The organism is Gracilibacillus marinus (genome assembly GCF_042651725.1).
Classification (GTDB): Bacteria; Bacillota; Bacilli; order Bacillales; family Amphibacillaceae; genus Gracilibacillus; species Gracilibacillus marinus.
Genome location: NZ_JBHSDV010000005.1, coordinates 37,356 through 50,792, shown reverse-complemented (window position 1 = coordinate 50,792; position 13,437 = coordinate 37,356). Strand labels below are relative to the sequence as shown.

The 13,437-nt window shown below is 34.2% G+C and carries 14 protein-coding genes; 12 read left to right on the top strand and 2 right to left on the bottom strand.

The features are described from left to right. Positions 1-136: 136 nt before the first annotated feature. On the bottom strand, positions 137-1,144 hold the full coding sequence (gene mreBH, locus ACFOZ1_RS13810; protein WP_390200214.1) for a rod-share determining protein MreBH: 1,008 nt from the start codon (positions 1,142-1,144) through the stop codon (positions 137-139). A gap of 206 nt (positions 1,145-1,350) precedes the next feature. On the opposite strand from mreBH, the gene ACFOZ1_RS13805 reads away from it, so the two are divergent. From ACFOZ1_RS13805 to ACFOZ1_RS13785, 5 genes are all read left to right on the top strand, one after another. Then, positions 1,351-1,998, top strand: coding sequence for an MOSC domain-containing protein (locus ACFOZ1_RS13805; RefSeq protein WP_390200212.1), 648 nt, complete (start codon positions 1,351-1,353; stop codon positions 1,996-1,998). 110 nt (positions 1,999-2,108) lie between these two features. Next, positions 2,109-3,884, top strand: a complete 1,776-nt coding sequence (locus ACFOZ1_RS13800; protein WP_390200210.1) for a putative bifunctional diguanylate cyclase/phosphodiesterase — start codon at positions 2,109-2,111, stop codon at positions 3,882-3,884. A 52-nt stretch (positions 3,885-3,936) separates the two neighbouring features. After that, the gene (locus ACFOZ1_RS13795; protein ID WP_390200209.1) at positions 3,937-4,407 is read left to right on the top strand and encodes a low molecular weight protein-tyrosine-phosphatase; all 471 of its coding nucleotides are present in this window, start codon (positions 3,937-3,939) and stop codon (positions 4,405-4,407) included. Positions 4,408-4,427: 20 nt separating this feature from the next. After that, positions 4,428-4,721: a hypothetical protein gene (locus ACFOZ1_RS13790; RefSeq protein ID WP_390200208.1), complete on the top strand. Its 294-nt coding sequence runs from the start codon at positions 4,428-4,430 to the stop codon at positions 4,719-4,721. Next, positions 4,699-5,544 (top strand): YihY/virulence factor BrkB family protein, encoded by an 846-nt coding sequence (locus ACFOZ1_RS13785; protein ID WP_390200207.1) that lies wholly within the window; start codon positions 4,699-4,701, stop codon positions 5,542-5,544. Before ACFOZ1_RS13790 ends, ACFOZ1_RS13785 begins: the two co-directional genes overlap by 23 nt. Before the next feature lie 211 nt (positions 5,545-5,755). On the opposite strand, the gene ACFOZ1_RS13780 is transcribed toward ACFOZ1_RS13785, so the two are convergent. Further along, positions 5,756-7,696, bottom strand: coding sequence for a heavy metal translocating P-type ATPase (locus ACFOZ1_RS13780; RefSeq protein ID WP_390200205.1), 1,941 nt, complete (start codon positions 7,694-7,696; stop codon positions 5,756-5,758). A 264-nt stretch (positions 7,697-7,960) separates the two neighbouring features. Between ACFOZ1_RS13780 and ACFOZ1_RS13775 the strand changes: the two genes are divergently transcribed. The 7 genes from ACFOZ1_RS13775 to pdaA all read left to right on the top strand — a co-directional run bounded on the left by ACFOZ1_RS13775 (position 7,961) and on the right by pdaA (position 13,422). After that, a complete protein-coding gene (locus ACFOZ1_RS13775; protein ID WP_390200204.1) occupies positions 7,961-8,827 on the top strand; it encodes a transporter substrate-binding domain-containing protein in 867 nt (288 codons plus the stop codon). A gap of 13 nt (positions 8,828-8,840) precedes the next feature. Then, a complete protein-coding gene (locus tag ACFOZ1_RS13770; RefSeq protein WP_390200203.1) occupies positions 8,841-9,512 on the top strand; it encodes an amino acid ABC transporter permease in 672 nt (223 codons plus the stop codon). A gap of 174 nt (positions 9,513-9,686) precedes the next feature. After that, positions 9,687-10,079, top strand: a complete 393-nt coding sequence (locus ACFOZ1_RS13765; protein WP_390200201.1) for an OsmC family protein — start codon at positions 9,687-9,689, stop codon at positions 10,077-10,079. A 66-nt stretch (positions 10,080-10,145) separates the two neighbouring features. Beyond that, complete coding sequence (locus ACFOZ1_RS13760) at positions 10,146-10,913, top strand: YfkD family protein (RefSeq protein ID WP_390200199.1); 768 nt, start codon at positions 10,146-10,148, stop codon at positions 10,911-10,913. A 169-nt stretch (positions 10,914-11,082) separates the two neighbouring features. Next, a complete protein-coding gene (locus ACFOZ1_RS13755; RefSeq protein WP_390200197.1) occupies positions 11,083-11,235 on the top strand; it encodes an SE1561 family protein in 153 nt (50 codons plus the stop codon). 19 nt (positions 11,236-11,254) lie between these two features. Then, positions 11,255-12,556: a Na+/H+ antiporter family protein gene (locus ACFOZ1_RS13750; RefSeq protein WP_390200196.1), complete on the top strand. Its 1,302-nt coding sequence runs from the start codon at positions 11,255-11,257 to the stop codon at positions 12,554-12,556. Between the two features lie 80 nt (positions 12,557-12,636). Then, positions 12,637-13,422: a delta-lactam-biosynthetic de-N-acetylase gene (pdaA, locus tag ACFOZ1_RS13745; RefSeq protein ID WP_390200194.1), complete on the top strand. Its 786-nt coding sequence runs from the start codon at positions 12,637-12,639 to the stop codon at positions 13,420-13,422. Positions 13,423-13,437: the final 15 nt, after the last annotated feature.

Genomic DNA, 13,437 nt, shown 5'->3' with positions numbered 1-13,437 from the left:
GCTCAACATAACCAAGCAGAGTTTATCTCATTTCCCTTCTAATACGCACAAAATCCAAACGATTCGTTAAATAACTTTCGAATCGTTTGGATTTTTTTAGGTGAAAGAATTCTTTTGTCCTAATCTTTTTTACTATTTATTTCACTGCTTTTTGTAATTTTTGAATCATTTTTAATGAACGGCCTGTTCCAATTGCTACAGATTCTAATGGATTAGGTGCCATGTGTACTGGTACTAGAATTTCTTCAGATAACCACTCTTGCATGTTGTGAAGCAATGATCCACCACCCGAAATGGTAATTCCTTGATCCACAATATCCCCACTTAATTCTGGTGGACAATTTTCCAATGTATCATGAATTGCTTGAAGAATGGTTTCTAAGACTTCCTTAATTGCTTGTTGAATTTCTGTTGATTTAACTGTAATGACTTTCGGTAGTCCTGTAACTAAGTCTCGTCCTCTTACTTCCATTGATTGTTCAGTGTGTGGAACAAGTGCGTGTCCAATTTCCATTTTGATTTTTTCGGCAGTACTTTCTCCAATTAATACATTATATTGTTTCTTAATATATTGGATTATTTCCTCATCCATGTGGTCACCACCAACACGGACAGATCTACTTGTTACGACACCACCAAATGAGATAATGCCGACTTCACTTGTACCACCGCCAATGTCTACAATCATACTTGCTTGTGGTTCTGCAACTGGTAAATCAGCACCAATCGCAGCAGCAATAGGCTCTTCAATTAAATGTACTTCTTTCGCACCAAAACTTTTTATTGCATTATCAATTGCTCTTCTTTCAACAGCGGTACTTCCAGATGGTGTACACACAACCACACTCGGTTTACGCATAGAAATCCCTGATTTTTTGCTTACTTTTTTCAAAAAAGCTGTTAACATTTGTGTTGTTGCATCAAAATCAGCAATCACGCCATTTTTTAATGGGCGAACAGGAACAATATTTTGTGGGGTTTTTCCAATCATACTCTTGGCTTCCTCACCAACTGCAATTACATCACCAGTTCTAGTATCTAATGCAACAACTGCTGGTTCATTTAAAATAATTCCTTTTGACTTTGTATATATCAAGATATTTGCTGTTCCTAAATCAATTCCTATTTCGGTATTTGAAAACATAATGTGAGACCTCCAACGTTGCTATTATTATTCCTTATTTACATAAAATAATCCTACTAATGACAGTATTCATACTATAATTATTCAACATTTTTTATCGAATTATGACGGTTGATTATACATCTTATAAACTTTATATGAATATAATGTTAAAAATTCCTTCATAATTAGGTATAATGAAATAGAAAAGTGAGAGGAGCGTATGAATGAAATATGAAATAGCTTCTTTAAATATGGGCAAACCATCTACATATCTTTTTGGAGATAAAGAAGTGCATACAGGTATTATAAAAACGCCAACAAATGAGCCATGCGTCTTAAAATATGATGGCTTTACATTAGACGGGCAAGCAGATTTAAAGAATCATGGTGGAAAAGAAAAAGCCTTATTACTCTATTCTGCTAACCATTATCCATACTGGGAAAATACGTATCATCGAACATTTACGTACCCATCTTTTGGCGAAAATATAACAATCGATACATTGACAGAAAAAGACGTATACATTGGCGATGTTTTTCAATTAGGAACTGCGATTATTCAAGTATCTCAACCTAGACAACCGTGCTACAAAATAGCGGCATATCAGCAATTAAAAGACTTACCTGCACGAGTAACCTTAACTGGGTTTAGTGGAGTTTATTTCCGGGTGTTACAAGAGGGTGTAGTATCCAATACAGATGTATTAGAAAAGATAGAAGAAGCAAAGCATAAAATAACATCATATGATATATTCAACTGTTTATTTCATGATAAAGCGAATATCGAAAGAATGAAAGTATACATACATATTGATTCATTGTCTGAAAATGTAAAACGAACATTCCAAAAAAGAATCATGAAACAAAGTTGATACACATCTTATGATCATTACACCAAGTAAATCTAACGAGTAATACAATACCAATGGAACAAGACATCTCCGACAATATATAGACAGATGAGAGATTGTAGGAGAAATATATGCGACAGGTGAAGAACATGCAGATAAAAAAAGTAGACACAGGTGTAAATGAATCTATTGTTATGGACCGAATAAAAAAACTAATCGCATCAAGTACAGACAATCATGCCATTTCAGAACTAGAAGAAATAAACAAACTAATTGAAGAACATTTTACGAATTGTCGTACATCTCTTCGGCAAATGACGAATATATTATTTAAAATAAAGCGAATGAATGATGAGATTGTATTTACAATGTTAGAAGGTAAGTTAGTGAATCAATTAGGATTGCAATTAGGTGTCAACAAGATGGATTTTGATCAAGAGATTATTACTGATTTGTGTAACAAATTAGAGCTCGCATTCAAAGGATATGATCAATCGTTTCATCATGAATTAAAAGGTGTGCATTTATATACAATGCTATCACCAATTTATGAAGAAGATACGATTGTAGAAGTAATTGGTTCATCTATTGATGTGACAGCATTTGAATTTACAGAGAAACATGTCGAGCATATTGTTACACACGATACCTTAACACATTTACCAAACCGTCATAAACTAATGAAAGATATGGAAGGATATATACATAACAAATATGAAAAGCGCCCGTATGCGGTACTTTTATGCGATTTAGACCGGCTAAAAGCAATTAATGATTCTTTAGGTCAATTGTCAGGAGATACAGTCATTCAAATCATTACAGAGCGAATTACAAGCCTCTTAGATGACGATATGATTCTTTATCGATTAGGTGGCGATGAATTTATTTTAATATTAAAAGAGGAAAGAGATTTACACACATTTGCTGAAGAGATATTGTTTCATATTAGACAACCAATTATTCTTGCTAATCATGATTTTAGTATTACTGCAACAATTGGTGTCAGTTATTTTGATGAGCCTGCAAATAAAGCGGAAGAATATATTAACAGAGCGAGTATTGCACTCCATTATGGGAAAGTAAATGGTGGAGATAAAATATTAGAATACAATAGTGAATTGCGCGAAACATATGACGAACTTTTGTTATTAGAATCAGATATCCGAAAAGCATTTAAATTAAATGAATTTAAATTAGCATATCAACCAAAAGTAGATGTAGAAACAAATGAAATTATAGGTGTAGAAGCGCTTATCAGATGGGAACATGGCAAAAAAGGAAAAATATCTCCAGCTACATTTATTCCTATTGCTGAAGAAATCGGTTTGATCCATCAAATAGGGGAATGGGTGTTACAAGAAGCTTGTATGCAGTTTGTAAGATGGCGAGAGCAAGGGGCAGAACCTGTCATTATTGCAGTGAATGTATCCGCACTTGAAATCCAACAACAAGGCTTTTTGGAAAAGGTCGAGCGAATTGTTGAAGAGACTGGAATGGATCCAAACTATTTAGAAATAGAAATAACAGAGAATAGCGTCATGCAGAACACGAAAGACTGCATCGAGACAATGAGAGCTTTACGAAGAATGGGAATATCTTTATCAATTGATGATTTCGGTACAGGCTATTCATCAATGGGATATTTGCAGAAATTCCCGATAAACTATTTGAAAATTGACCAGTCCTTCTTGAAAGATCTGTTTATCGAGGCAGGAAGTGCTGAAATAATTAAAGCAATGATCCAACTTGGTCATACATTTGGTTTAAAAGTAGTGGCTGAAGGGGTAGAAGGAGAGAACATGCTACAATTCATTCGTGAGGAAGCATGTGATTACTATCAAGGGTACTTATACAGCAAGCCAGTAGCTGCAGAAGAAATAAGTGAAAAATTAACAAAAGTACATTAATGAGCTAATTTATTCAAAAACAGGATTAAGAGAAAAGGTTAGGTGGTATTATATGATTAAAGTATTATTTATTTGTTTAGGAAATATATGTCGTTCACCAATGGCAGAAGCGGTATTTCGTAAGATGGTAAAGGATAATGGACAGGAAGAATTATTCCAGATTGATTCTGCTGGAATGGGAGATTGGCATATTGGCAAACAACCACACCACGGTACAAGAGCTAAATTAGATGAGATGAGCATTTCTTATGAAGGACAAAAAGCACGACAAATTGCGAAAGAAGATTTAGAAACATTTGATTATATTATTGCAATGGATGAGCAAAATATGAATGACTTAGCTAGCTTAGGCAAAAAAGGTGAAAAAACAGTTGTAAAGAAATTAATGGATTTCGTGGAGCAGCCGAGAGAGCAAAATGTACCGGATCCATATTTCACGAAAAACTTTGATTATACGTATGAGTTAGTAACAGAAGGTTGTGAACATCTCTATGCGTATATCAAAGAACAACATCAGATATAACTAGAGAAAGGTGATGGCAAATGGGAAAAAAATTATTAATAAGAGGAATGGTAATCGGAGCATTAGCAGGAGGCGCACTTAGTCTTTTGGATAAAGATACGAGAAACTACGTGAATATTAAGTGTAAACAAACACAAGTAAATGTAAAATATTATGCAAAACATCCTTCGCAATTTGTTCAAATGATTCAATCAAATTATGAGAAATGCTCAGAGCAATTAACAACAGGTCTAGCTCAAACTACTGAAGTGTTAAAACAGTTGGAGAATGTCACAGGGAAAGTTAAAGGAAATGAAAACAACAAGCGTATCTAATCGCCCTGTTGTAACATTCTTTAAAGATCTATTTAAGCGCATCGGTGATGATGATGTGTCAGGCCTTGCTGCTCAATTATCCTATTTCTTCTTGCTTTCGTTATTTCCTTTTATGATTTTTTTAGTTACGTTGGTCGCTTATTTGCCATTTAGTGATTTAGATATGATTAATTTCATTTCTCGCTATGCACCTGAAGAAATTGTGACAATGATAGATGAGAATATAAGCCAAATAATGGATGGACGGAATGGTGGCTTACTTTCAATTGGTATTATCGGTACATTATGGTCTGCGTCAAACGGAATTAATGCATTGATGCGTGCATTTAACCATGCGTACAATATTGATGAAAAACGTTCTTTCGTTGTTGCAAGAGGAATCTCTATTTTATTAACGATTGCAATGGTATTTGTCATTATTATTGCATTATTACTACCTGTATTCGGAAGAGCAATTGGAGAATATCTTTTCTCATTTATCGGATTGTCAGAAGATTTTATTTCTGTGTGGGGTACATTAAGATGGGTGATTTCATCAGTAATATTCTTTATTGTTCTATCAGCACTATATTTATTAGCGCCAAGTAAGCGGGTATATTTCAAACATGTGTATATCGGTGCGATTTTTGCCACAGTGTTTTGGCAATTAACATCACTTGCGTTCTCTTTTTATGTTTCTTCGTTCAGCAATTATTCTGCTACATATGGTAGTTTAGGTGGGGTTATTATTTTAATGTTATGGTTCTACCTTTCTGCGATGATTATCATAATTGGTGGAGAAATTAATGCACTTGTAGAGAAAAGAAGACGAAAAGTTACCTAAATGCATGCAAATAAAATATAACAAACCCAAAGTTGCCTTTTAGAAACGTGGTGGCTCTGGGTTTGTTTTGTTTGTGGGGAAAAATTTATATAGCTGGAATGGGTGTCGTCTAGCTTTAGTCGTACTTATGATGATGAGTATAATCTCATCATCGGTTCGTACCTCACCGTGATTCCTTTATTTCTGTTGATTCACACCAGCCACTACGTTTCTAAACGGGCGTTTCCGCTTTAGATAATAGTCTTAATCCGTTTAAAATAACGAGTATGGTACTGCCTTCGTGTCCGATAACTCCTAATGGTAAATCGAGCATTTGTACAAAGTTTGCTAAAATTAGCGTGAGTATTACTGCAATCGAGAAGATAATGTTTTGTTTGATGATTCGATTCATTTTTTTCGAAAGATGTATTGTTCGAATAATTTTTGAAAGTTCATTTTTTATTAAGATGACATCAGCGGTTTCGATGGCTACTTCACTACCCGTTCCCATTGCGATGCCGACATTTGCAGTGGCTAGAGCGGGTGCATCATTCATACCATCTCCTGTCATCGCAATGTTCTTGTATTTTTGTTTCAGTTTGTTTATTTCATTTACCTTATCTGTCGGTAAGCAATTTGCTTTATAATGATCTATTCCAAGTTGATTAGCAATCGCTCTAGCTGTATTTTCGTTATCTCCTGTTAACATAATTGGTTCAATACCTAACGCTTTTAATTCATGAATGGCGTTACGTGAATCTTCTCTGATGGTGTCTTGTAATGTAAACATTGCTATAATTTGCTCATCCTTAGCGACAAAGACATGAGAGCAAGCTGCTATATTTTGTAAATGTTGACAGAAATCTTCCGCTTTTTCTTTTCCGACAAAAATAGCATTACCAATTCGCCATTCTTCCCCATCTACCATTGTTTTAACACCTAAACCATCCACATGTGTCACGTTGTTAAGGGAAAGAGTCTCTACATTGTATTCTTGTTCACACCAAGTGATTAATGCTTTTGCTAAAGGATGATTAGAATGCTTTTCCATTGTGTATACCATTTGAATGATTCTTGTTTTATTAACATGCTCAGCAAATAATTGATTCGTTACAATAGGTGTCCCATTTGTTAGTGTACCTGTTTTATCAAAAACAATTGCTTGAATGGATGCAAGATTCTCCAAATGGACCCCGCCTTTAGCTAAGATTCCATTTTTTGCACTATTGCTAATAGCTGATAATGTAGCTGGCATAACGGATGCAACTAGTGCACAAGGAGAAGCGACAACTAATAAAATCATTGCTCGATAAAAAGTATCTTGCCATGACCATCCGAATAGAAAAGGTGGTAACACCATCATCATTCCTACAATAAGAAAAACAATTTTTACATAGCTGCTCTCAAATTTCTCGATAAAAGCTTGTGAAGGAGACTTTGACTGTTGTGCTTCTTGTACTAAATGAACAATTTTTTGAAAAAGTGTCTCTGTTGGTAATTTATCTACTACAACTGTTATACTTCCGTTCAAATTGATTGTACTAGCAAATACCGCGTCATCTTTTCCTTTTGTAACAGGAATGGATTCTCCGGTTAAATAACTTTCATCGATTGCTGTGGATCCGTGAATGATGGTTCCATCTACTGGCACTTTTTCTCCTGCTTTGACAAAGATATGGTCACCAACATTCAATGCAGCTATTTCTACAAGCTGTGTACCTTGTTGTGTCACCAAAAGAGCTGTCTCTGGTTGCAAATTCATTAAGCTTTTCAATTCTTTCTTACTTTTATTCTCTGTATATGTTTCTAATGCTCCACTTAAGGAGAAAATAAAAATTAGTATGGCACCTTCTAACCAGTATCCAATAATGCATGCTCCAATTGCTGCAAAGATCATTAATAACTCGACATTTAATTTCTTGTCAGATACAGTTTCTTGAATACCTTCTTTAGCTTTGTGAAACCCTCCGACAACAAAAGCGGAAATCATGAGTGTATAGAAAAGAAAAGTAGGCAAGTGTTCTTTGGACAAAAAAACAACTAAGATAAGTAGACCACTAATCAATGCTGAGATGAGCTCGCTATGCTTTAGTAAAATGGCAACAAATGTGGAATGATGGCGTTCGTGATTTGATGTTACAGTACTGAAAAACGTTTTTATGTGACTACTCATAAAGCAACACCTCCATTTTGTAATTGAGAATAGGTTCATTTGATAATAATAATCATTCTCTTTTATTTATAATTATTTTAAATTAATAATTAATCTAATTATAAAATAATAATTTTGAATGTCAATAGGCCAATATTTAGATTTGAATATATAACAGTTTTATACAATTAAGAGAACAGAATAATAAAACGTTGAATTATCAGAATTAAACTGTTATATTTTATTAAGGGAAAAATATATAACAATACAAAAGGGGTGGCGATTTTGAAAAAAATAGTTACATTATTCATGTTAAGTTTTGTATTATTCTTAGCTGCATGTGGCACAGGGGATAATAATGCCTCATCTGCTGAAGAACAAAATGAAGCGAAAGCGCTTTGGGAGAAGATTGAAGAGCGAGGTACATTAATTGTAGGTACTTCAGGTACATTAATTGGAGCTTCTACATATGAAGAGGGATCAGATCAATTAACAGGATATGATGTAGAAGTAATGCGTGAAGTAGCAAAAAGATTAGGTTTGGAAGTTAAATTCGAGATAATGGGAATTGATAGTATGTTGCCAGCAATAACAAGCGGTAGAATTGATGTGGCAGCAAATGATATAGAAGCAACAGAGAAACGAAAAAAGAAGTTTGCATTTACAGAACCATATAAATATTCATACACAACAATGGTTGTAAGAAAAGATGACTATTCAGGCATTCATAAACTAGAAGATTTAAAAGGGAAAAAAGCAGGTGGAGGAGCAACAACGATTTACAGTCAAATTGCTGAGCATTTTGGTGCGGAAGTAGTTACTTATGGAAATGCACCAAATGAAGCATATTTACGTGACGTCGACAACGGAAATACGGATGTGATTGTGAATGATTATTATTTATCAAAATTTGGAGTGGGAGCATTTCCAGAATTCGATATTATGTTACATCCAGAATTGAAGTTCCATCCGACAGAACAAGCAGCAGCAATGGATATAAAGTCTACAGTATTACAAGAAAAGATGAATACTGTATTAAAAGAAATGCGAGAAGACGGAACATTGTCTGAATTAGCAATTAAATTTTACAAAGAAGATGCCTCTGTGAAACCAGATGAAGAGATTGAAGTACTTGAAGGAATCGAACTTTAAGGTGTGAGATTAATTGTTAGAAAATTTCTTTGATGTATCATTAGCAATCGAAAATTTACCGTTTATATTGAGTGGGTTACCAATGACGATTGCGGTATCGTTTGTCTCAATGGGAATCGGTCTAATGTTAGGGTTATTTATTTCTTTAGCAAGGAGTTCAGACCGTGTCTTATTAAGGTATCCTGCGAGGGTGTATATTTCATTTATGAGAGGAACACCTATCCTAGTATTTTTATTTATTTTGTATTATGGATTACCAATGGTGGAGATTACACTTTCTGCATATTTTGCTGCAATCATAGGTTTTGGTCTTAATAGTGCTGCATATATCGCTGAGGTCATTCGTTCATCCATTAATAGTGTACCAAAAGGGCAATGGGAATCAGCGAAAGCATTAGGCTTTACGTATTGGCATACATTGACGAAAATAATCTTGCCACAGGCTACTCGTATTGCGATGCCGCCATTAACGAACGTGTTCTTAGATTTAGTAAAAGCAACATCTCTTGCGGCTGTTATAACTGTTCCAGAGCTTTTTCAAAAAGCACAAATTGCAGGTGGTAGAGAATTTGATTCTTTAACGATGTATATATTAGTTGCACTCATTTATTGGCCACTATGTATTATAATTGCATTCATTCAAGAAAGAATGGAATTGCGTTTTAGCAGGTATGTCAAAGAATAATCCTATGAATGATAATTTAAACTCCTTATCTAGCCGAGAATGATGGTTAGATAAGGAGTTTTTTTTATCAATGAATGATGCACTAGTATGAAATATTGTAAGGATTTTTGATTGACTTTTTAGCATAGTAAGGCAAAATAAGGGTAACGTTAAACAACAAAAGGAGGCATTCAAATGGATTTTTATTTAAAAGAAGGCGGCGTTAGAACAAAGTTGGCATATGGAGAACTAGATATTTCAGGTAATGAAGACTATGGGTATCGTCCATTTCAATTAATGGTTGCATCCATCGTAGGTTGTAGTGCTTCAGTTTTTCGAAAAATACTAGAGAAGAAACGAATCAAGATTGATGATTTAAAAATTGAAGTAGAGGTAAATAGAAACCCTGATCAAGCAAACAGAATCGAATCCCTACATTTGAACTATATTGTGAAAGGGTATCAGTTAAATAACGAAAGATTAGAAAAAAGCTTAGAAATTGCCAGAAAGAATTGCTCCATGATTCGAACGATAGAAGATTCAGTGAAGATTACAGAATCTTTAGATATTATTCCATTAAATAAGTAATTACGAATAAAATTGATTACTTTTCTCAAACTATAAACAAAAGACTTTATAGGAAGGTTGAATGTGATGAGAAAAGTAATCAGTTTTGCCGTAATTATTTTTTGTATATGCACATTACCGTTATTAGCAAAAGATGAAAGTAAAATTCCGAACCATGTCGTTTCGATTGAGTTACAGAACACGTCAAAACAATTAAAAGAAGAACAAAGTACGATGGAGCCAAGTGAGCAAACAAAGGAATTAATGGAATCAATAGATATGAAGTTAGATAATGAAGAATTGATTAAGATGTTGAATGAAACCACAATCAAACCATCACCTATTGCACTTGGCTATCGTGGAAATATATTTTTGGGACATTGGCCACTACATTACAAGTCAGTTGAATCAAAAGTAAACTGGGAATTTCAATTAATTAATGTGAATGAAGTGAACAATTATGGTGGAGACAAGCCTGTCAGTGTTCACTATGATCAAAAAGAAGAGAAGCATGTAAAAGGTGGACTTACTGTTAAAGCACAGAAAGTAGACCAGATTATGAAGATGATTATTAGTGAAGCTGAGAAAAAACACTCGTTTCCGCTCACCTTCCATGCAACATATGGTAAAGGAACGAAACTAAGCCAAACATATGATGTAGCAGTAAACAAAGTAGGAGCATTAAAGGCATATGCGCCCGTCTTACAAGAAAAAGGTCATGTAACATTTGGTGAAGTTTATTTAGAACTGAAAGGCTCTAAAAAAAACTTAGTAATTAAAAATGTTACAAAACAAGAAGTAGGAGCATTTATACCAATTGAAAATCATGTAGCATTTTCATACAAATCAAGTTAATAATGAAATGGATATTTTTAAATAGAACCTTCTTTATTTATTCTTTCATGAGAATAGATAGAGAAGGTTTGTTTATTGCATTGCTTTATTATGGTAGAGTAGACAATCGAATAAAAATCCATTACTATTGTCAATGGAATAGTAAATAGCATAAAGGGGCCTTTGCATAATGGAAAACAACAAAATCACCGTATTAAGAGAACAATTAGAACGATTTCTAGAGCAATTAGATCAATTGAAACCGGAAGAAACTTCTGTGGAAGATGTAGATAAGTTAATTGAGCTGATTGAAAAAATCGAAAAAAACTTAGATAAAAACTAAAGAGAGAGGATTACATCAAATGGAATGGGTTGTCGTCGTAGCCGTAATTGTCATGCTCGCATTAAGTTTATTAAAAGTACATGTGATTTTTGCGATTATTATTGCAGGAATTATAGCTGGCTTAATGTCAGGGGAAAGTCTGATTAGGTCAGTAGAGTTATTAATTGAAGGTATGGGTGGTCAAGCAAATACAGCACTAAGTTATATTCTATTAGGTGTTTTTGCCGCAATGATTAGCTATACAGGAATTACATCATTATTAGTGAAAAATTTAATCAACAAATTAACTGGAAAAAGAACGATGTTAGTATTATCCATCGCTGTCATCGCATCGCTTTCGCAAAATTTAATTCCAGTTCATATTGCATTTATTCCTATCCTGATTCCGCCATTATTAAAGATATTTGATCAAATGAAATTAGATCGTCGAGCAGTAGCTTCTGCTTTGACATTTGGATTAAAAGCACCATACGTGATGTTGCCAGTCGGATTTGGTTTAATTTTTCACCAAACCATTCAAGAAGGAATGCAGAATAATGGTATTGGCATCACTATAAGTGAAACAACAAAAGCTTTATTACTTCCTGGTATCGGGATGATTGTTGGCCTTTTGATTGCTGTCTTTATTACATATCGTAAAGACCGTGTGGCACCACAATATTTACCGAACAATTATGTGGAAGATAAAATAGAGAACGTTCAATTTAATCGCAAACATCTATTTACCATTATCGCCATTCTTATCGCATTAACATCACAAATTATTACAGAAAGTCTGGTTGTAGGTGCGTTAGCGGGGATTATTAGTATGGTGGCATTATTCTGTACACCATTATCAGAAGGTGATGCATTTGTTCAAAAAGGTGTAACGATGATGGGAACAATTGCATTCGTCATGTTAGTTGCATCAGGATTTGGCCATATTCTTACAGAGACTGGTTCCATCCAAGCACTAGTGGAATCTTCCTCTGCGTTACTTAAGTCAAATCATTTATTGATTGCATTTATCTTATTACTTGTTGGATTATTAATTACAATTGGAATAGGATCGTCCTTTGGTACAATCCCAATCATTGCGGCACTTTATGTACCAATTTGTCTAGAAGCAGGATTTTCTCCAATAGCGACAGCAACACTAATTGGAACTGCAGCAGCATTAGGAGATGCAGGATCTCCAGCTTCTGATAGTACATTAGGGCCTACATCTGGCTTAAGTGTAGATGGAAAGCATCATCATATATGGGATACATGTGTACCGACATTTTTACATTACAATATTCCATTGTTTATCTTTGGTTTAATTGCCAGTATTATTTTTTAAGGAATCAGCATAATATCTTCTTTTTAAGTGAAAATAGAAATAAGACATGTGCGTCTTAAAATACTTAAAAAGGTGATTGTATGAAAAAGCGGCTATTCTTATTTCTAACACTTCTGCTACTAGTATCAAGTCCAATGGAAATCTCAGGCGTAACTTATGGATGGGGATACAAGAAGGCAGAGAATCATGAACAGCCAGATGTAGGGAAGTACAGAACTATTTTAGAAAAATATAATAGTTTTTACTTAGATCCATCTGGAGATAAACACGTCTATCTAACTTTTGATAATGGCTATGAAGCGGGTTATACGGAGCAGATCTTAGCTACGTTAAAAGAAAAGAATGTTCCTGCAACGTTTTTTTTAACAGGACACTACGTGGATGACCAGCCAGATTTAGTAAAGAAAATGATGCGTGAAGGTCATATTATTGGAAATCACTCTGATGGGCATCGCGATTTCACCAAAATTTCCAAAGAGGCTTTTACAAAAGACGTGGAAGATTTAACAAGCAAAATGGAGAAATTAGCTAATAATGTATCTGTCCAATATATCAGACCGCCAAAAGGGACATTTAATGAGCAATCATTACAATGGGCAAATGAATTAGGTTATACACACATCTTTTGGTCATTGGCTTTTGTTGATTGGAATGAAGGACAAGAACAAGGTTGGAAATATGCATATGACCAAGTAATTAATCAAATTCATCCTGGCGCCATTGTCTTAATGCATACAGTATCTAAAGATAACGCAGATGCGCTAGGTCCAATCATTGATGAATTAAAAAAACAAGGCTATCAATTTAAAAGCCTGGATGATTTAATGTTAAAACAATTACTACCTAAAGGTATTATCGGCTTGTAAGATAGAAGTAAAAAA

Excerpts from the sequence above, each read along its gene's own strand:
- ACFOZ1_RS13790 (WP_390200208.1), top strand. The coding sequence starts at position 4,428 with ATGGGAAAAAAATTATTAATAAGAGGAATGGTAATCGGAGCATTAGCA.
- ACFOZ1_RS13765 (WP_390200201.1), top strand. The coding sequence starts at position 9,687 with ATGGATTTTTATTTAAAAGAAGGCGGCGTTAGAACAAAGTTGGCATAT.
- ACFOZ1_RS13760 (WP_390200199.1), top strand. The coding sequence starts at position 10,146 with ATGAGAAAAGTAATCAGTTTTGCCGTAATTATTTTTTGTATATGCACA.
- ACFOZ1_RS13755 (WP_390200197.1), top strand. The coding sequence starts at position 11,083 with ATGGAAAACAACAAAATCACCGTATTAAGAGAACAATTAGAACGATTT.
- ACFOZ1_RS13780 (WP_390200205.1), bottom strand. The coding sequence starts at position 7,696 with ATGAGTAGTCACATAAAAACGTTTTTCAGTACTGTAACATCAAATCAC.
- mreBH (WP_390200214.1), bottom strand. The coding sequence starts at position 1,144 with ATGTTTTCAAATACCGAAATAGGAATTGATTTAGGAACAGCAAATATC.
- ACFOZ1_RS13800 (WP_390200210.1), top strand. The coding sequence starts at position 2,109 with ATGCGACAGGTGAAGAACATGCAGATAAAAAAAGTAGACACAGGTGTA.
- ACFOZ1_RS13805 (WP_390200212.1), top strand. The coding sequence starts at position 1,351 with ATGAAATATGAAATAGCTTCTTTAAATATGGGCAAACCATCTACATAT.
- pdaA (WP_390200194.1), top strand. The coding sequence starts at position 12,637 with ATGAAAAAGCGGCTATTCTTATTTCTAACACTTCTGCTACTAGTATCA.
- ACFOZ1_RS13785 (WP_390200207.1), top strand. The coding sequence starts at position 4,699 with ATGAAAACAACAAGCGTATCTAATCGCCCTGTTGTAACATTCTTTAAA.
- ACFOZ1_RS13795 (WP_390200209.1), top strand. The coding sequence starts at position 3,937 with ATGATTAAAGTATTATTTATTTGTTTAGGAAATATATGTCGTTCACCA.
- ACFOZ1_RS13750 (WP_390200196.1), top strand. The coding sequence starts at position 11,255 with ATGGAATGGGTTGTCGTCGTAGCCGTAATTGTCATGCTCGCATTAAGT.